Genomic DNA, 17,171 nt, shown 5'->3' with positions numbered 1-17,171 from the left:
CCCGGATTCCCCCGGGTTACGGCAGATCGACGCGGATGACACATCCCGGCGAACCGGACGCCCCCGCCCCCGCCCCCGGCGCCCCGCCCGGGACCGCCGGCCCCGCGCCGCACTCGGCGGGTTCGGCCACCGAGATCCGGCCGCCGTGCAGATCCACCACCCAGCGGGCGATCGCCAGCCCCAGTCCGGTGCCGCCGTCGGCGGCCTGCCGCGAGCCTCGGTCGAAACGGTCGAAGACCCGGACCCGCTCGCCGGGCGGGATGCCCGGGCCCTGGTCGCAGACCTCGACCCGGACGCCCCCGGCCTCCAGCCGCCGGGCCCGCAGCGTCACGGTGCCGTCCGGCGGGGAGTGCCGCACCGCGTTGTCCAGCAGGTTGGCCGCCACCTGGTGCAGACGCTCCCGGTCGGCGCGGACCGTCAGCGAGGCCGGGACGACGTCGACCACCGTCTTCGGGCGCGCGCCGCCGCCCGCGCCGCTCCCGCCCGCGCCGTCGCCGCGGGCCAGCATCTTCACCGTGGCCTCCCGCGCCACGGTGCCCAGGAACTCCTCCAGCCCCACGTCCTCCCGGTCCAGCGCGACCGCGCCGGCGTCGATCCGCGACAGGTCCAGCAGCGTGGTCACCAGCCGGCCCAGCCGCTCGGCCTGCTCCAGGGCCAGGCGCATGGTCGGCGGATCCGGCTCGGTGACGCCGTCGACCACGTTCTCCAGCACCGCCCGCAGCGCCGAGATCGGGGTGCGCAGCTCGTGCGAGACGTTGGCGATCAGCTCCTTGCGCTGCCGGTCCACCGCCTCCAGGTCGGCGGCCATCAGGTTGAAGGCGGCGGCCAGCTGGCCCACCTCGTCCCGGGAGGTGGCGGTGGTGACGCGGCGGCTGTAGTCACCGCGGGCGATGCGCTCGACGGCGTCGGCCATGGACCGCAGGGGGCTGGTCATACCGTGCGCCAGGATCTGGGTCACGATCAGCGACAGGATCACCGCGACGCTGACCACGTAGCGCGCCTGGATGCCGGCCGACACGCCGATCGCGGTGAAACAGCCGGCCACCGACACCGAGGCGACGACCAGCACGCCGAGCTTGACCTTGATGCTGTGGAACCGGTCCAGCGGCCGGACCTCGCGCGCCCGGTCGATGACGGTGCCGCCGACCTTGCGGGCGCCGACGGTCATCTGGGCGCGCCGGCCGTGCAGGCGGTTGACGAGCGAGGGGAGGGGCCAGCGGCGGCGGGGCCGATCGCGGGGCGGCTGCCGGCCGGGACGGTCAGCTTGGTTTTGGTGATCCGGGTGATCCGTGTGATCCCGGTGATCCGGGTGGTTCTGGTGATCCGGGTGATCCTGGCCCTGGTGGCCCTGGTGGCCCTGGTAGTCCTGGTGATCCTGCCGTTCGCCTTGGTTCGGCGAGACCGCCTGGTAGCCGCCGCGGGCCGCCGCGGCCTGCTCGTGCTGGTGGCCGGTGTTCGTGCTCATGCTCGTCCGCTCATCCGGTCATCGCCCGGCCGGTTCCAGCGGCTCCTCGGCCGCGGGCTCGGCCTCCAGCGCGTACCCGACCCCGTGCACGGTGCGGATCCAGTCCGCGCCGATCTTGCGCCGTACCGCCTTCACGTGGCTGTCCACGGTGCGGGTGCCGGAGGCGTCCATCCAGTCCCACACCTCGGCCAGCAGCTTCTCACGGCTCAGAACCGTGCGGGGCTGGCCCGCCAGGCAGGCGAGCAGGTCGAACTCGGTCGGCGTCAGGTGTGCCTCGTCCTGCTCCCGGCCCGCCCCGGTCCGGACCCGGCGCTGTGCCGGGTCGATCTCCAGGACGCGGGGCCCGGAGCCGCCGACCGCCACGAAGCGCAGCGGGCGGGGCGCGCGCGGCGTGGAAGTGCCGGGCCCGAAGCCGGTGCCGACGGCGCTCTCGCCGTGGGCCGCGGTGGCCCCGAGCTCGGTGGCCCGCTCCACCCGGCGCAGCAGCGCGTGCACGCGCGCGATCAGCTCCCGCATGGAGAACGGCTTGGTCAGATAGTCGTCGGCGCCGGTGCGCAGCCCTTCGATCAGGTCGCTCTCGTCGTCCCGCGCGGTGACCATCAGCACCGGCACGGCCCGCTCGGCCTGGATGCGGCGGCAGACCTCCAGCCCGTCGAATCCCGGCAGCATCACGTCCAGCACGATCAGATCCGGAGCCTGCTCCTGCGCGATCCGCACGGCGGACGGCCCGTCCCCGGCCAGATGAGTGGCGAAGCCCTCGGCCCGCAGCCGCGCGGCGATCGCCTCGCCCAAGGTCGGTTCGTCCTCGACGACGAGAATGCCCACCCGTCTCCCGCCACCGCTCGTCGAGGAGACGCTTCGCGCCGCTGAATCACTGGTCACCGGATCAGAATAGGCAAGGGCCGGTCGAGGCCCCCGAGAGGTGACGCAACGCGCACATTTTCGGCACACGAGTGACGGGTGTGACAGATGCGACCGAGGTGACGAGCTTCAGCCCACCGCGTCCAGATCCCGGGCGTAGTGCTCGATCGCCGGCCGGTAGCGCTGGATCCACGGATCGGCGCTCGTCGCGGCGAGCGTCTCCAGCAGCGTCCGCATCGCCTCGTGGTGCTCGCCGACGTTGTACAGCGCCATCGCCAGGAAAGTCCGCAGAGCGTTGTCGTCGGGGAACTCGGCGAGCCCGGCGCGGAACGCCTCGACCGCCTCCGGATACCGGCCCAGGCTCCGCAGGGTGCTGGCATGCCCGAGCCGGGCGCCGCGTCGGTCGGGTTCGGGCAGGCCGGAGCCGGCGAGTGCGCGTTCGTAGAACGGCACGGCCTCAGCCTCCAGGCCCAGCACGTCGTGGACCCACGCGGTCTGATACGCGACCTCGGCGTCGTCCGGCAGCTCGGCCGACAGCGCGATCAGCAGCTCCCTGGCGTGCCGCCGCTTCGCCTCGTCGCCGCTCGCCCGCAGGGCCACGGCCTCGGCCAGGCGCGCGTCCCGGTCGCCCGCGGAGGTGGTCATGGCTGCGGGACGGTCGCGAGCTGGCCGGCGATTGCCTCGCGGTCCTCGGGAGGCAGGGCCGCCAGCGCCTCGCGGCACTTCGCCGCGTACTCCTCGCGCCCGGCCGCGTCGCCGAGCGCCGCGTAGGCGCGGGCGACGCCCTCGTAAGCCGAGGCCAGCGTGAAGTCGGTCCAGCCGTGCGCCTCGACCGTGGCCAGGGCCTGGCGGGCGAACGACAGGGACAGCGCGCCGTCGCCGAGCAGAGCCAGGACGTGGCCGACCTGCCAGTCGCCGATGGCGTGTTCGCGCGCGCCCCCGGCCTCACCCCAATGGACGCGGGAGGCGCAGGCGAGCAGCAACATCCGGCGGTCCTCCTCGGGGCTGCGGACCGGCTGGTCGATCAGGGCCCACGTCGCGTTGTAGGTGCGCTTCGCCATGTCGCGATGCCAGGCCGCCTGTTCGAGCTCTGCCGTCTCGTCGTCGGAGAAGACCGTCATGGGCAATATTCTCGCGACGCCCGGTGTTCACCGCAGCCGCGAGGCCCGGAGCCGTGCGCGGCGATAGGGTCTCGGAGGGACGACAGGCACGTCGCTAGGAGGACGCCCGATGACCGAGAAGCTCACCGAACTGCCGCAGTGGAAGGCGCTGGAGGCGCACCGCGCGGAGTTCGACAAGGTGGACCTGCGGGAGCTGTTCGACGCCGATCCGGGCCGGGCCGAGCGGTACTTCGCGCAGGCCGGCGACCTGTCGGTGGACTACTCCAAGCACCTGGTGAGCGACGAGACGCTGCGGCTGCTGCTGGACCTGGCCCGGGCCCGGGGCGTGTTCGAGCTGCGCGACCGGATGTTCGCCGGAGACAAGATCAACCTCACCGAGGACCGCGCGGTGCTGCACGTCGCCCTGCGCGCGCCGGCCACCGAGCGCATCGAGGTGGACGGCGAGGACGTGGTCCCGGGCGTGCACGAGGTCCTGCACCGCATGGCGGCGTTCGCCTCGCGGGTGCGCAGCGGGGAGTGGACCGGCGCCACCGGCAAGCGGATCAAGACCGTGGTGAACATCGGCATCGGCGGCTCGGACCTGGGGCCGGCGATGGCGTACGAGGCACTGCGCGCCTACACCAAGCGCGACATGCAGTTCCGCTTCGTCTCCAACGTCGACGGCGCCGACCTGTACGAGGCCACGTACGACCTGGACCCGGAGGAGACGCTGTTCGTCATCTCCTCGAAGACCTTCACCACGGTCGAGACCATCACCAACGCGACGTCGGCCAAGAAGTGGCTGCTCGCGGGCCTGGGCGGCGACGAGACGGCGATCGCCAGGCACTTCGTGGCGGTGTCGACCAACGGCGAGGCCGTGGCCGCGTTCGGCATCGACACCGCCAACATGTTCGGGTTCTGGGACTGGGTCGGCGGCCGCTACTCCTACGACTCGGCGATCGGCCTGTCCCTGATGATCGCCATCGGCCCGGAGCGCTTCGAGGAGATGCTCCACGGCTTCCACACCGTCGACGAGCACTTCCGCACCGCGCCGGCGGAGCGGAACCTTCCGCTGCTGATGGGCCTGATCGGCATCTGGTACCGCGACTTCTGGGACGCGCAGACCCTCGCGGTCCTGCCCTACTCGCACTACCTGTCGAAGTTCACCGCGTACCTGCAGCAGCTGGACATGGAGTCCAACGGCAAGTCCACGCGCCGCGACGGCGAGCCGGTGGAGTGGCAGACCGGCCCGGTCGTCTGGGGCACCCCCGGCACCAACGGCCAGCACGCCTACTACCAGCTCATCCACCAGGGCACCGCGCTGATCCCGGCCGACTTCATCGGCTTCGACCGGGCGGTCGAGGGCACCGACCCGTTCGGTCAGCAGGACGCGCTGATGGCCAACTTCTTCGCCCAGACCGAGGCCCTGGCCTTCGGCAAGACCCGCGAGCAGGTCGAGGCCGAGGGCGTCCCCGCCGCCCAGGTCCCGCACCGCACCTTCCGCGGCAACCACCCGACCACCACCCTCACCGCGCCCCGCCTCACCCCCTCGGTGCTGGGGCAGCTGGTCGCGCTCTACGAGCACAAGGTGTTCGTCCAGGGAGCGGTGTGGGACATCGACTCGTTCGACCAGTGGGGCGTCGAGCTCGGCAAGGTGCTGGCGAAGAAGATCGAGCCGGAGCTGTCCTCGGAAGCGGAGCTGCACCACGACTCGTCGACGAACGCGGCGATCGAGCGGTACCGGGCGGACCGGGTCGCCGGGAAGTAGCCGGAGCTTCCCCAGGGCTGTTCACACCGGGCCCGTCGGCGCCTTCGGGCGGCGGCGGGCCCGGTCGCGTCACATCAGTGTTCGAGGGCGTAGATCCGCACCGTCCTGCGGTCCGGCAGCGCCACCGCGAGGTGCTTCCCGGTCGGGTCGAACGCGGGCCGCACCGTCGGGCACACCTCGTCGGGCAACCGGCCCAGGTCGATGTCCGGCCACGCGACGTCCCAGAAGCTCGCGGCGCCCGCGTCGCCGTAAAACGGCGTGCCGACCGCCAGGCCGCTCGGCGCGAGCGACCACACCGGGCGCTGGTCGGCCAGCGCCGGCAGCGCACAGGGCGTGGACCGCTCGGTGGCGAGGTCGCAGCGGATCAGCCCGGACCGGGTGTGCGAGGCGAACAGCGAGCCGCTGTCCGGGCTGAACTGGATGCCCAGCTCCAGGCGGGCCTCCGGGGCGGGGAACGACACGGCCACTTCGCCGTTGAACGCGCTCCACACCAGGATCCGGTGGTCGCCGATCGCCGCGACGTACCGGCCGTCGGGGCTGACGGCGACGTCGCCGATCTCGACGAGCCCGCGGTAGGGCATGACGGGCGAGAACGGCGCCTCGTAGCGCCGCAGGCTCAGGTCGTGGCCGCCCGAGCCCGCGACGAACATCTGCCGGGGGTGGAAGGCGAAGTGGCTGGCGATCACGCCGTCCTGGGACATCGGCACGCCGGCCGCCGTCCAGAACCGGAGCCGGTCCGGCCGGTCGCCGTAGCCGAGCAGGCAGACCACGTTCTGCTCGGTGGGACTGATCACGACCTGCCGCACGGGCCGCTGCGGACCGTTCGCGAACGTCCGGACGTCGCGCCCGTTCTCGACGATGTGCGCGAACCCCTCGCCGTCGCCGACCCCGAGGAGCCGCGACGAGAAGGTCAGGCACACGATGTCCGCGCCGATCGTGAACTCGGCGGACGGCGTGGCCACCACCGCCTTCGAGCTGCGCGGGGCCCGGCTGGGGCGCTCGCCGGCGCCACGGCGGGTGGTCTTGCTGCGCCAGTGGTCCTCCGAGTCCTCGGCCGTGTCTTCGGCGGCCGGAGCCGGGGCCGGGCTCGGCGGGGTGGGCGGCGTTTCGGAGGGACGGGAGCCGGCCAGTTTCGTCTGCGCGGTGAGCAGCGTCTTCTGTGCCGAGACGGTGGAGGGATGATCGGGACCGAGCAGGCCGACATACCCCGCGACGATCCGCTCCAGGTCCGCGACCAGCTCCGCCGAATAGTGCCGGCCGAGAACCTTGTCCGTGGCCTCCAGCAGGTCCATACCGATCTGCTGGAGAAGGGCGCGGTCGACGCCCAGCGGCTGGTCGGCGGGCTGCCGGGGCTCCGGCCGGGGCTCGGGCTCCGGGTCGGGGCGCCAGGGCTCGGCATCGGTCGGCGGGTCCGCGGTGTGCCAGGGCTCGACGACCCGGGTCCGGATCGTCTCGCCGGCCGCGTGCTCGGCGGTGCCGGGCACGGTGAACAACAGCCCGTCCGAGCTGCGCAGGTGCAGGACCGGCGTGCCCCACTCCAGGCTCGCGTCATTGGCCAGCGTGATCGCCGCCCGCCCGGCGCGCACGCACCGGTCCACCGGCTCTCCGGCGGCCAGCGCGCCGTAGAACTCGCGGCCGAAGACCGGAGCGGCGTCGTCGGTGATCGGGAACTGCATCGCCACCACCGCCGCCAGGCCCGCGTGCACCAGGGCCGCCGCCAGGCCCGCCTGGCCGTCCTCGGCGCTGCCCGCCGACGACTGGCAGGCGTTCAGCACCACCAGGCGCAGCGTGGGGTGCGCGCCCAGGATCGTGGCCAGCTGGCGCGCCGTCACCCAGTCGGTGCCGGCGCCGTCCTCGGCGGCGAAGGCCAGGCGGCCCGCGCCGGTCGCGGCGTCGAAGTCGCCATGGCCGATGTAGTGCACGATGTGCCAGTGGCGGCGCTGTGTCTCGGCCAGCAGCGCCTGCTTCGTCGCCGGGACCCAGGTCAGCTCCAGGAGGCCGGCGGCGCGCATCGGCGCCAGCGCCTCCTCCAGGTACGCCCGCTCGCGCTCGACGTCCAGCGCGGCCTGGTCGCCCGGCGTCGCCGCCATCGCCAGCACCCGCAACGGGCCGGTCACCGCCAGCGGCGGCACCGTGCGCAGGTCGCCCGAGCTGCGCGTCACCATGCACGCGCGGCCCAGGAACTCGCGGCGGTCCTCGCGGGCGTCGAACAGGAACTCCCACGGCAGTGCGGCCAGCTCCGGCGGGCGGATGCGCAGCGCGATCCGCACGTCGGCGCCCGCGGCCAGGGCCCGGCGCCGCAGCCGGGCCAGCTCGCCCAGGGTCTCGCCACCGGTCAGGGCGCGGAACAGGTGGTCGCCGACGGTGCGCGCGGCCTGCTCCATCGGGCTCACCGCGAGCCGGGAGCGTGCCGCCGAGGCCAGCACCATGGTGGGCAGCATCGCCAGCTGGGCGCGCAGTGCCGCGTCGGCCGGGTCCAGCGCCGCGACGGCGGTGTGGCTGCCGGTGCCGGTGGGGGAGTCGGGGTCGGGGTAGCCGACGGTGAGCCGGTAGCCGTCCGCGATCGGGTCGCCGACGTCGATCAGGAACTCGAAGGTGCCCGGTGCTGCTGTGCCGTGTGTCACTGCGCCCTGTGTCGCCACGGAGTGTGCCCCCCTCGAACGCGCCGTGAGCGCGATGATATCGGCGGGTCTCAGCGCTCGGGAGCGGGGTTGGGCCGCGAGCCGGGATGAATATCATGGGGACATGCGTTCTCCCGGCATGGACCCGACGGTGTTGCTCGTCGCGCGCCGCCATGTCGACTTCGGCCGGCTGGCCAGCGCGCTGTGTCGCCGGAGTGTTTGAGCTTCCCTCCCTGTTTTCCGCGAGCTCAGTACGCTCCCGTCCGCCCCGTTCCGCCTTTCCCTCCCAAGGAGAAGACCGGCCATGTCCGTCTCTGTGTCGATCCCGACCATCCTGCGCACCTACACCGACGGCGCCAAGCGCGTCGAGGCCTCCGGCGCCACCCTGTCCGAGCTCATCACCGACCTCGACGCCCGCCACCCGGGCCTGGGGGACCGTCTGCTCGACAACGGCGAGCTGCGGCGCTTCGTGAACGTCTACAAGAACGACGAGGACGTGCGCTTCATCGGCGGCCTGGCCACGCCGCTGGAGGACGGCGACGCGGTCACGGTCCTGCCGGCCGTCGCCGGCGGCTGAGCCGCGGCCATGCGCTACGACTCACTGCTGGACTCCGTGGGCCGCACCCCGCTGGTCGGGCTGCCCCGCCTTTCCCCGGCGCCGGACGTGCGGTTGTGGGCCAAGCTGGAGGACCGCAACCCCACCGGATCGGTGAAGGACCGCGTGGCCCTGGCGCTGATCGAGAGCGCCGAGAAGGAGGGCCGGCTCAAGCCCGGTGACACCATCCTGGAGCCGACCTCGGGCAACACCGGGATCGGCCTGGCGATGGTGGCCAAGCTCAAGGGCTACCGGCTGGTCTGCGTGATGCCGGAGAACACCTCCGAGGAGCGCCGTCAGCTGCTGCGGATGTGGGGGGCCGAGATCATCTCCTCCAACGCCGCCGGCGGCTCCAACGAGGCGGTGCGGGTGGCCAAGGAACTGGCCGCCGAGCACCCGGACTGGGTCATGCCCTACCAGTACGGCAACCCGGCCAACGCCCTGGCGCACTACCACGGCACCGGCCCCGAGCTGCTCGCCGACCTGCCGACGCTCACCCACTTCGTGGCCGGCCTCGGCACCACCGGCACGCTCATGGGCGTCGGGCGCTACCTGCGCGAGCAGAAGCCGGACGTGAAGATCGTCGCCGCCGAGCCCCGGTACGACGAGTTGATCTACGGCCTGCGCAACCTCGACGAGGGCTTCGTCCCGGAGCTCTACGACGAGTCGGTGCTGACCACCCGCTACTCGGTCGGCGCCCACGACGCGCTGCGCCGCACCCGCGAGCTGCTGGCCGCGGAGGGCATCTTCGCGGGCATCTCCACCGGCTGCGCGCTGCACGCCGCCCTCGGCATCGCCGCCCAGGCGGCGAAGGCCGGCGAGACCGCGGACATCGCGTTCGTCGTCGCCGACGGCGGGTGGAAGTACCTGTCCACCGGCGCGTACGAGGGCACCCTCGACGAGGCCGAGGACCGGATCGAGGGGCAGCTGTGGGCCTGACCTGACCGCTGGCTAGGATCGTCGCGTCCTGACTTAGACGGGGGTGGGGATCCATGAGCGGTATGGCACGGGCCATGAAGCTTTTCACGGCGGCGGCGACGGTCCTCGTCGCCGCCGCCTGCTCGTCGTCGGGGACGGTGGGCGTCGGCGGGGGCGGGAAGATCAATCTGGACAGGGTGAGCGCCGCCGACGCGATCAAGGACGCCAGCGCGGCGCAGATCGCGAAGCACAGCGTGAAGGAGCACCTCACCTACACCAGCCAGCGCCTCACCCAGTCGGTCGACTCCCTGCAGCGCACCGATCGGGCCACGCTGGAGTCCACGGTGGTCGACCAGGTCACCGGTGCGACGCAGTCCACGCACGGCGAGGTCCGCCTCGACGGCTCGGTCGCCTATGTCGACAATCCGGAGATCCCGGCCGCCATGCGGCAGAACAAGCAGTGGATCAAGCTGGATCTCGATCACCTGCCGCCGCGGGACTCCTCGGACAAGAACCTGGCTCTCTTCGCCGCGCTCGGCGCTTCGTACCGTGGTGCGGACCCTGTGCAGGGCTCACTGTTCGCTCTGGCCTATCCGGATCTGCACCGGGTCGGCGTCGAGACCCGGGACGGGCGCCGGTTGCTGCACCTGGCCGCCAGCGTCACCCCGGACACCCTGCCGGCGACCCCGCCGCCGGGGTCCGGGATCACCCAGGCGTACCTGGACCTGCGCCGCACTCAGTGGAAGGACCAGGGGCTCACCAAGATGAGCGTCGACTTCTGGATGGGTGAGGACGGGCTGGCGGTCGAGGTCAAGCAGGCCGAGTCCGGCACGTCGGGGGACAGCACCGGCGACATGACCCAGAGCGACTGGGGCGTGCCGGTCACGATCGTCGCCCCGCCGGCCGACCAGACGTACACCGTTCCCGCGCAGTGACGCGGCGTCGTCCGCAGCGCCCCGGCGCCGGGGCTGATCTGCGGCGCCGTTAAGATCACTGGGCTCTTACGCATTCACTATCAAGGGTGGGAAAGTTCATGCCCCGCAAGCAGATATGGTCCGGCGTCGCGCTCGCGGCCGCCGCGGCCGCCTCGCTCTCCGGCTGCTCCCTGAAGGCTTCCAGCGGCACGCCGCAGTCCTTCGCGCAGCTGTCCGCGCTCAGTGCGCAGGACGCGGTCAAGGCGGCGGGCCGCGCGGTGGCCGCGCACCCCAGCGCCAAGGTCCACGCCGTGCTCACGGCGCCGGACGCGTCGGAGGTCTCCGACGTCACCGCGACCTTCGACGAGCACCCGGTGCTGCGGGGCACGTTGACCATGGGCCCGGCCGACCCGTCGGCCGGCGGCGGGCAGGCCGTCCAGATCCGCTACGCGCACGACATCATGTTCATGAACGTGAGCGCCGACCCGTCGATGGCCGCCGCGATGGGCGGCAAGCAGTGGCTGCGCATGGACCTGGAGGCCCTGGCCAAGGACCCGCGTACCCGCGCCGTCGGCAGCGACGTGCTGGAGAACACCTCCCCGACCAAGGGCCTGACCCTGCTCACCGCGGCCAATGACCTGCACAAGGTGGGAGAGGAGCAGCGCGGAGGCGTGCAGACCGTGCACTACGCGGGCACCGTGTCCGGCGCCGACGCCATGGACCCGAACCTGGTCGGCCGCGGTCTGACCCAGGAGGCCGCGGACTCCGTCAGCGGCGCGCTGGCCGGCGGCGCGGTCACCACGCTCGGCTACGACCTGTGGCTGCGCGCCGACGGCCTGCCCGTCGCGCAGACCTTCACCGAGGTCACTCCGGTCGGCTCGCTGAAGGGCGAGATCGACTACAGCGACTGGGGCACCGACGTGACGGTGGAGGGCGTGCCGGACAGCCAGAGCGTGGACTTCCTGGACCTGGTGAACAAGACCTCCGGCGGCACCGGGAGCCAGGACGCGTCGGGTTCCGGCGGGGCGCCGGAGCCGGGCGCGCCGACGAGCGCGCCGAGCCCATCCGAGGCGCCGGCCGCGCCGAGCCCGACCCAGACGCCGACCGCGCCGAGCACGCCGAGCGTTCCGGCCACGCCGACCAGCCCGAAGCCCACCGGTACTCCGGCCACGCCCGCGACTCCGGCGACTCCGGCCACGCCGCGCTCCACCGCCACGTCGAGCTCCTCGGCCTGACGATCGCCTCCCACCCATGGGGCCGGATCGCGAAGCCGATTCGGCCCCATGACCTTTGCCGGGTACCGTCGAAGTGTGAGCGTGGATCAGACGGAGCAGGGCGCGGCGATAAGGACCGCGGGCCTCACAGCGTCGTCGCCTCGTCACCGCGCCGAAGCCGCCGAAGCCGCCGAAGCGGCCGAAGCCGCCGGGGACAGCGGGTCGCGCACCCATCTGATCCTCCCCGAGCCCGCCTGGCGCGCCCGCGAAGCCGCCCACGAAGCCCGCGTCGCCGCCTGGGTCGACCCGCACCTGCGCCGCCGCGCCGACAACGAGGCGCACCCGGTGATGGACTTCCTCTTCACCTACTACTCCCACCGCCCCGCGCGCCTGCGGCGCTGGCATCCGGGCGCGGGGGTGGTCCTGGCCGGTCCGGCCGCGCGGGAGCGCCTCGCGTGGCGCGGCTACGTCGAGACCGCCGACGGTGTCACCCTCGACAGGGCCGAGTTCACCGACGCCCGGCGCCGGACCGCCGAGTTCGTCCGCGCCCTGCTGACCGCCACCGCCGGACGGGAGCCGCGGCTGGCCTGTTTCGGCCTGCACGAGTGGGCCATGGTCTACCGCCTTGATCCCGGCCAGGTGCGGCACGCCGCGCGCCGCCTGCGGCTGGGGTCGGCCGGCACCGACGAGGTGGTCGAGACCCAGCGCATCCGCTGCTCGCACTACGACGCCTACCGCTTCTTCACCCCCGACGCCGAGCCGCTCAACACCCTGCGCCCCACCCGCGACGCGCAGGTCGCCAACGAGCAGCCCGGCTGCCTGCACGCCGGCATGGACCTCTACAAGTGGGCCTACAAGCTGGACCCCTTCGTCCCCTCCGAGCTGATCGCCGACTGCTTCGCGCTGGCTTCCGAGATCCGCGAGATGGACATGCGCGCCAGTCCCTACGACCTCGCCGAGCTCGGCTACCAGCCGATCCCGATCGAGACCGCCGCCGGGCGCGCCGAGTACGCCGCCGCCCAGGCCGACTTCGCGCGCCGTTCGGCGCCGGTGCGGCAGCGGCTCATCGATGTCTGCGACAGTCTCCTCGCCTGGGCCGGCCCCTGACCGGTTCCTGACCGCCACCGGCCTGTTCCGGAGCGCATCCACGCAGGTCAGGAGCATGTGTACGGGGCCGGGGCCGCACGTGAGGGAAAGCACCGTTGAGACAGTGGCCACATCTCCGGGCCCAATCGTCGGCCCGGTGAGCCCGGAGCCGTACTCTTTCACCTCATGGCCGCACCACCGCCTCCGCCCGCTCCCGCCGCCGACCGAGCACTCCGGGACGCCCCGATCGGGATCTTCGACTCCGGCTTCGGCGGGCTCACCGTCGTCCGGGCCCTGCTCGACCAGCTGCCGCACGAGGCGGTCAGCTACTTCGGCGACACCGCGCGCCAGCCCTACGGGCCCCGGCCCATCGCCCAGGTCCGGGCCTACGCCCTGGAGTGCATGGACCGGCTGGTCGAATCCGGTGTGAAGATGCTGGTCATCGCCTGCAACTCGGCCTCCGGCGCGGTGCTCCGGGACGCCCGCGAGCGCTACGAGATCCCCGTCGTCGAGGTGATCCGGCCGGCGGTGCGGCTGGCCGTGGCCGCCACCCGCAACCAGCACGTCGGTGTGATCAGCACCCGCTCCACCCGGCGCTCCATGGCCTACGTCGACGCCTTCGCCGCCGCCCCCCACATCCAGCTCACCACGCAGGAGTGCCCGCGCTTCGTGGAGTTCGTCGAGGCCGGCGTCACCGGCGGCGACGAGCTGCTCAAGGCCGCGCACGAGTACCTCGACCCGGTCGCCGCGGCCGGCGTCGACACCCTGATCCTGGGCTGCACCCACTACCCGCTGCTCACCGGCGTCATCTCCTACGTCATGGGCGAGGACGTCGTCCTGATCAACAGCGCCGAGGAGACCGCCAAGGACGTCTACCGCGTCCTCGCCGAGAACGCGCTGATGCGCTCCGACGACCTCCCCGAGCCGGTGCACTGCTTCACCAGCACCGGCGACGCCGACCAGTTCCTGCAGATCGGACAGCGCTTCCTGGGGCCGGAGATCGGCCACGTCCACCAGGGGCTGCTGCCCGCCGTGCCCCAAGATGCGGAGACCCCATGAAGCTCACCGTCATCGGCTCCTCCGGGTCCTTCGGAGGCCCCGGCAACCCCTGCTCGAGCTACCTGGTGGAGCACGACGGCCACCGCCTCCTGCTGGACTTCGGCAACGGCGCGCTGGGCGAACTGCAGCGCCACGGCGACATCTACGCCATCGACGCGGTGATCCTCTCCCACCTGCACGCCGACCATTGCGTCGACATGTGCGGGTACTACGTCGCGCGCAAGTACCGGCCCGGCGGCGACGGCCCGCTCCCGCTGCTGCCGGTCTGGGGACCCTCCGGCACCCGCGAGCGCATCGCCCAGGCCTACGACACCGACGACGCCGAGTGCGACTCCGTGTTCTCCTTCCGCAACGTGCTGGAAGGCGCCCCTGCCGGCGCGACCGGCAACACCTTCCGGAGCGGGCCGTTCACCGTGCGGGTGGACCGCGTCGACCACCCCGTCGAGGCCTACGCCATCCGCCTCGAAGCCGGCGGCCGCACCCTCGTCTACTCCGGCGACACCGGACCCTGCGCCGCCCTCGACCGGCTCGCCGACGGCGCCGACCTGCTGCTCGCCGAGGCCTCCTTCCAGGAGCCCCGCGACAACGGCCTGCTCGGGCTGCACCTCAACGGCCGCGAGGCCGGCGAGTGCGCCGCCCGCGCCGCCGCCGGCCGGCTCGTGCTCACCCACATCCCGCCGTGGACCGATGCCGAGCTCAACCTCGCCGCCGCCCGCGCCGCCTACGAAGGCCCCGTGAACCTGGCCACACCGGGCGCCGTCTTCCAGATCTGAGACCATGGAAGGGGAGCGGCGCACCCCGCCGCCCCCGCCCGGCCGCATCGGAAAGGAAACCACCGTGCCGACCACCATGCTCATCGTCGAGAAGGCGATCACCCAGCACGACCTGGACTACGTCGTCAGCCTCCACGAGGAGAACTCCGAGGACGGCCTGGCCCCGGAGAACTACGTGGTCGTGGTCCCGGTCGGCAAGGAGAACGGCAAGGTCCTGGCCACCCTCGACGACCTCGCCCTCGGCAACTTCAAGGGCGCCGAGGAGGACGGCCACGACGAGCCGCTCAACGAGGCCGTCGTCGAGGCCCGGGACATCATGACCGTCACCGTCGACGCCTTCCAGAAGGCCGGCAAGCGGGCCACCGGCGAACTGCTCGTCGGCCCCGCCGTCGACGGCCTGAAATCCATCGCCGCCAAGTACGGCGTGGACGAGATCATCGTGCTCACCGTGCCGCACCTGGTCGAGGAGTTCTTCCACCGGGACCTCGCCACCAAGCTGCGCAAGGCCACCGACCTGCCGACCCTGCGCCTGATGGCGCACGTCGCCCTCGACTAGCAGGACGACCGGCCCCGCCCCCCCCGGCCGGCGCGGTCCCGCACCGGGACCGCGCGGCCCCGGGCCGGTGGGCTAGGGTCTACACATGTCAGCAGCACGCGTCGACGGCCGCAAGGCCGACCAGCTCCGTCCGGTCACCCTGACCCGCAAGTGGTCGATCCACCCCGAGGGCAGCGTCCTCGTCGAGTTCGGCCAGACCAAGGTGCTCTGCACCGCCAGTGTCACCGAGGGCGTCCCGCGCTGGCTGCGCGGCAGCGGCAAGGGCTGGGTCACCGCCGAGTACGCGATGCTGCCCCGCGCCACCAACACCCGCGGCGACCGCGAGTCGGTCAAGGGCAAGGTCGGCGGCCGCACCCAGGAGATCTCCCGGCTCATCGGGCGCGCGCTGCGGGCCGTGGTGGACACCAAGGCGCTCGGCGAGAACACCATCATCGTGGACTGCGACGTGCTCCAGGCCGACGGCGGCACCCGCACCGCCGCGATCACCGGCGCCTACGTGGCGCTGCAGGACGCCGTGACCTGGATGCGCGACAAGAAGCTGATCAAGGCCTCCAAGGACCCGCTCACCGGCTCGGTGTCCGCGGTCAGCGTCGGCATCATCGACGGCGTCCCGATGCTCGACCTCTGCTACGAGGAGGACGTGCGCGCCGAGACCGACATGAACGTGGTCTGCACCGCCGACGGCAAGTTCGTCGAGGTCCAGGGCACCGCCGAGGGCGCGCCGTTCGACCGCGCGGAGCTCGACGCGCTGCTGGACCTCGCCGCCGGCGGCTGCAAGGAACTGGCCTCGCACCAGGTCAAGGCGCTGCTGAGCTGAGGCCGCCCGCGCCCGGCCACAAGCGTTGATCCACCCCCTGTGGAATTCTGCGCACCGCTCGCCTGCGCTACGGTGTGCTCCGATCGTCTTCCACAGGGGGTGGCTCATGCCGGCACGATTTCGGTCACCGGTCGCGCTCGCGGCCGTCTGCGTCTCGGGAACGCTCGCCCTGGGGATCGCGGGCTGCGCGTCGGAGGGGGTCGTCGGGGGCGGGGCGCCCGGCAACTCGCTGAGCCTGCCGGGGACCTCCGCGCCCACCGGGCCCGGATCCTCCGGCGCGTCGGCCTCGGGCCGGCCTTCCGACTCGGCGCCGTCCTCGAACCCCGGCGCGACGACTCCCGAGTCGTCCTCGGCAGCCGCGCCGTCCTCCTCCTCGGCGCAGCCGGCCGACCCCTCCGCCCTGGCCTCGTCGCTGAAGAAGCTGGACGAACTCTGGACGGACCCCGGCTGCAAGCTCGGACTCCGCGGCTTCGGCAACTACCTGACCGCCGCCCAGGAGAGCCCGGCCAAGGGCGACGACGCCATCCCCGCCGCCATCCGCGACCTGCGGGCCGGAGCCACCTCCTCGAAGCGCCCGGACGCCACCCTGGCCATGAACAACATGACCAAGGACCTGCAGGCCATGGCCGACGCCGCCAAGGCCGGCCAGACCCCGGACAAGGGCAAGCTCAGCACGGACTGGCAGATCATGGGCAACGCCTGCATGGGGTGAGAACCCCGGCCCCGGCTCCCTAGACTGGCCGCCATGCGCCAGATCGTCCTCGCCACCCGCAACGCCAAGAAGATCCGCGAACTCGAGCGGATCCTGCTGGCCGCCGACCTCACCGACATCACCCTCGCCGGCCCCGAGCTCTACGCGGCGCTGCCCGACATCCCCGAGACCGGCCTGACCTTCGCCGAGAACGCGCTGATCAAGGCCCGCGCGGTGGCCGCCGCCACCGGCCTGCCCGCGGTCGCCGACGACTCCGGCCTGTGCGTCGACGCCCTGAACGGCATGCCCGGCGTCCTCTCCGCCCGCTGGTCGGGACGCTTCGGCGCCCTCCCCGACGGCCCGGAACGCGACGTCGCCAACCTCCAGCTGGTCCTGGACCAGGTCGGCGACGTCCCGGACGAGGCCCTCGGCGCCGCCTTCACCTGCGCCGCCGCCCTCGTCCACCCGGACGGCACCGAGCACGTCGTCGAGGGCGTGATGACCGGCCACCTGGTCCGGGCACCGCGCGGCGAGGGCGGATTCGGCTACGACCCGATCTTCGTCCCGGAGGGCGAGACCCGCACCACCGCCGAGATGAGCGCGGAGGAGAAGGACGCGATCAGCCACCGCGGGCGCGCCTTCCGAGCGCTGGTGCCGCTGCTGAAGGGCTGAACACCTGGCGCGAACGCGACGGCCGCGCGCCGGATCCGGGAAGGATCCGGCGCGCGGGCGC

Annotated in this window: 18 protein-coding genes; 13 read left to right on the top strand and 5 right to left on the bottom strand. The window is 72.8% G+C overall.

All coding sequences use genetic code 11. The features are described 5' to 3' along the window. Positions 1–16 precede the first annotated feature (16 nt). The 4 genes from ABD466_RS08235 to ABD466_RS08220 form a co-directional block, all read right to left on the bottom strand. Positions 17–1,168, bottom strand: coding sequence for a HAMP domain-containing sensor histidine kinase (locus ABD466_RS08235; protein WP_344656391.1), 1,152 nt, complete (start codon positions 1,166–1,168; stop codon positions 17–19). 315 nt (positions 1,169–1,483) lie between these two features. Next, positions 1,484–2,347 carry a response regulator transcription factor gene (locus ABD466_RS08230; protein ID WP_344656350.1) on the bottom strand — a complete coding sequence of 288 codons (864 nt, stop codon included), beginning with the start codon at positions 2,345–2,347 and terminating at the stop codon, positions 1,484–1,486. Between the two features lie 108 nt (positions 2,348–2,455). Further along, a complete protein-coding gene (locus tag ABD466_RS08225; RefSeq protein ID WP_344656349.1) occupies positions 2,456–2,971 on the bottom strand; it encodes a tetratricopeptide repeat protein in 516 nt (171 codons plus the stop codon). Then, the gene (locus tag ABD466_RS08220; RefSeq protein WP_344656348.1) at positions 2,968–3,447 is read right to left on the bottom strand and encodes a hypothetical protein; all 480 of its coding nucleotides are present in this window, start codon (positions 3,445–3,447) and stop codon (positions 2,968–2,970) included. Before ABD466_RS08220 ends, ABD466_RS08225 begins: the two co-directional genes overlap by 4 nt. A 109-nt stretch (positions 3,448–3,556) precedes the next feature. Here ABD466_RS08220 and pgi point away from each other — a divergent pair, with 109 nt between their 5' ends. Further along, entirely contained in the window at positions 3,557–5,194 is a 1,638-nt protein-coding gene (gene pgi / locus ABD466_RS08215; RefSeq protein WP_344656347.1) for a glucose-6-phosphate isomerase, read from the top strand. Between the two features lie 74 nt (positions 5,195–5,268). On the opposite strand, the gene ABD466_RS08210 is transcribed toward pgi, so the two are convergent. Continuing rightward, positions 5,269–7,818 carry a CHAT domain-containing WD40 repeat protein gene (locus ABD466_RS08210; protein ID WP_344656346.1) on the bottom strand — a complete coding sequence of 850 codons (2,550 nt, stop codon included), beginning with the start codon at positions 7,816–7,818 and terminating at the stop codon, positions 5,269–5,271. A 121-nt stretch (positions 7,819–7,939) separates the two neighbouring features. On the opposite strand from ABD466_RS08210, the gene ABD466_RS08205 reads away from it, so the two are divergent. The 12 genes from ABD466_RS08205 (at position 7,940) to rdgB (ending at position 17,110) form a co-directional block, all read left to right on the top strand. After that, positions 7,940–8,038, top strand: coding sequence for a putative leader peptide (locus tag ABD466_RS08205; RefSeq protein WP_344656345.1), 99 nt, complete (start codon positions 7,940–7,942; stop codon positions 8,036–8,038). Between the two features lie 81 nt (positions 8,039–8,119). Continuing rightward, complete coding sequence (locus ABD466_RS08200) at positions 8,120–8,392, top strand: MoaD/ThiS family protein (protein ID WP_344656344.1); 273 nt, start codon at positions 8,120–8,122, stop codon at positions 8,390–8,392. A 9-nt stretch (positions 8,393–8,401) separates the two neighbouring features. Then, a complete protein-coding gene (locus ABD466_RS08195; RefSeq protein WP_344656343.1) occupies positions 8,402–9,349 on the top strand; it encodes a PLP-dependent cysteine synthase family protein in 948 nt (315 codons plus the stop codon). A gap of 74 nt (positions 9,350–9,423) precedes the next feature. Continuing rightward, positions 9,424–10,263: an SCO4651 family lipoprotein gene (locus ABD466_RS08190; protein ID WP_344656342.1), complete on the top strand. Its 840-nt coding sequence runs from the start codon at positions 9,424–9,426 to the stop codon at positions 10,261–10,263. 98 nt (positions 10,264–10,361) lie between these two features. Continuing rightward, complete coding sequence (locus tag ABD466_RS08185; protein ID WP_344656341.1) at positions 10,362–11,477, top strand: SCO4651 family lipoprotein; 1,116 nt, start codon at positions 10,362–10,364, stop codon at positions 11,475–11,477. A 216-nt stretch (positions 11,478–11,693) separates the two neighbouring features. After that, complete coding sequence (locus tag ABD466_RS08180) at positions 11,694–12,563, top strand: 3-methyladenine DNA glycosylase (protein ID WP_425558585.1); 870 nt, start codon at positions 11,694–11,696, stop codon at positions 12,561–12,563. 165 nt (positions 12,564–12,728) lie between these two features. After that, positions 12,729–13,601, top strand: coding sequence for a glutamate racemase (gene murI, locus ABD466_RS08175; protein ID WP_344656340.1), 873 nt, complete (start codon positions 12,729–12,731; stop codon positions 13,599–13,601). After that, positions 13,598–14,374 carry an MBL fold metallo-hydrolase gene (locus ABD466_RS08170; RefSeq protein ID WP_344656339.1) on the top strand — a complete coding sequence of 259 codons (777 nt, stop codon included), beginning with the start codon at positions 13,598–13,600 and terminating at the stop codon, positions 14,372–14,374. Before murI ends, ABD466_RS08170 begins: the two co-directional genes overlap by 4 nt. 64 nt (positions 14,375–14,438) lie before the next feature. After that, positions 14,439–14,930, top strand: a complete 492-nt coding sequence (locus tag ABD466_RS08165; RefSeq protein ID WP_344656338.1) for a hypothetical protein — start codon at positions 14,439–14,441, stop codon at positions 14,928–14,930. A gap of 85 nt (positions 14,931–15,015) precedes the next feature. Then, the gene (gene rph / locus ABD466_RS08160) at positions 15,016–15,747 is read left to right on the top strand and encodes a ribonuclease PH (protein ID WP_344656337.1); all 732 of its coding nucleotides are present in this window, start codon (positions 15,016–15,018) and stop codon (positions 15,745–15,747) included. A 106-nt stretch (positions 15,748–15,853) separates the two neighbouring features. Then, complete coding sequence (locus ABD466_RS08155; RefSeq protein WP_344656336.1) at positions 15,854–16,459, top strand: hypothetical protein; 606 nt, start codon at positions 15,854–15,856, stop codon at positions 16,457–16,459. A gap of 33 nt (positions 16,460–16,492) precedes the next feature. Next, entirely contained in the window at positions 16,493–17,110 is a 618-nt protein-coding gene (gene rdgB, locus ABD466_RS08150; protein ID WP_344656335.1) for an RdgB/HAM1 family non-canonical purine NTP pyrophosphatase, read from the top strand. Positions 17,111–17,171 lie beyond the last annotated feature (61 nt).

This window comes from Catenulispora subtropica (genome assembly GCF_039531675.1).
Classification (GTDB): Bacteria; Actinomycetota; Actinomycetes; order Streptomycetales; family Catenulisporaceae; genus Catenulispora; species Catenulispora subtropica.
This window is presented reverse-complemented; position numbering and strand designations above follow the sequence as displayed.

What these genes read in the sequence shown, in the direction of transcription:
- ABD466_RS08235 (WP_344656391.1), bottom strand. Translation starts at nt 1,168, where the DNA reads ATGACCGTCGGCGCCCGCAAGGTCGGCGGCACCGTCATCGACCGGGCG.
- ABD466_RS08225 (WP_344656349.1), bottom strand. Translation starts at nt 2,971, where the DNA reads ATGACCACCTCCGCGGGCGACCGGGACGCGCGCCTGGCCGAGGCCGTG.
- ABD466_RS08220 (WP_344656348.1), bottom strand. Translation starts at nt 3,447, where the DNA reads ATGACGGTCTTCTCCGACGACGAGACGGCAGAGCTCGAACAGGCGGCC.
- pgi (WP_344656347.1), top strand. Translation starts at nt 3,557, where the DNA reads ATGACCGAGAAGCTCACCGAACTGCCGCAGTGGAAGGCGCTGGAGGCG.
- ABD466_RS08205 (WP_344656345.1), top strand. Translation starts at nt 7,940, where the DNA reads ATGCGTTCTCCCGGCATGGACCCGACGGTGTTGCTCGTCGCGCGCCGC.
- ABD466_RS08200 (WP_344656344.1), top strand. Translation starts at nt 8,120, where the DNA reads ATGTCCGTCTCTGTGTCGATCCCGACCATCCTGCGCACCTACACCGAC.
- ABD466_RS08195 (WP_344656343.1), top strand. Translation starts at nt 8,402, where the DNA reads ATGCGCTACGACTCACTGCTGGACTCCGTGGGCCGCACCCCGCTGGTC.
- ABD466_RS08190 (WP_344656342.1), top strand. Translation starts at nt 9,424, where the DNA reads ATGAAGCTTTTCACGGCGGCGGCGACGGTCCTCGTCGCCGCCGCCTGC.
- ABD466_RS08185 (WP_344656341.1), top strand. Translation starts at nt 10,362, where the DNA reads ATGCCCCGCAAGCAGATATGGTCCGGCGTCGCGCTCGCGGCCGCCGCG.
- murI (WP_344656340.1), top strand. Translation starts at nt 12,729, where the DNA reads ATGGCCGCACCACCGCCTCCGCCCGCTCCCGCCGCCGACCGAGCACTC.
- ABD466_RS08170 (WP_344656339.1), top strand. Translation starts at nt 13,598, where the DNA reads ATGAAGCTCACCGTCATCGGCTCCTCCGGGTCCTTCGGAGGCCCCGGC.
- rph (WP_344656337.1), top strand. Translation starts at nt 15,016, where the DNA reads ATGTCAGCAGCACGCGTCGACGGCCGCAAGGCCGACCAGCTCCGTCCG.
- ABD466_RS08155 (WP_344656336.1), top strand. Translation starts at nt 15,854, where the DNA reads ATGCCGGCACGATTTCGGTCACCGGTCGCGCTCGCGGCCGTCTGCGTC.
- rdgB (WP_344656335.1), top strand. Translation starts at nt 16,493, where the DNA reads ATGCGCCAGATCGTCCTCGCCACCCGCAACGCCAAGAAGATCCGCGAA.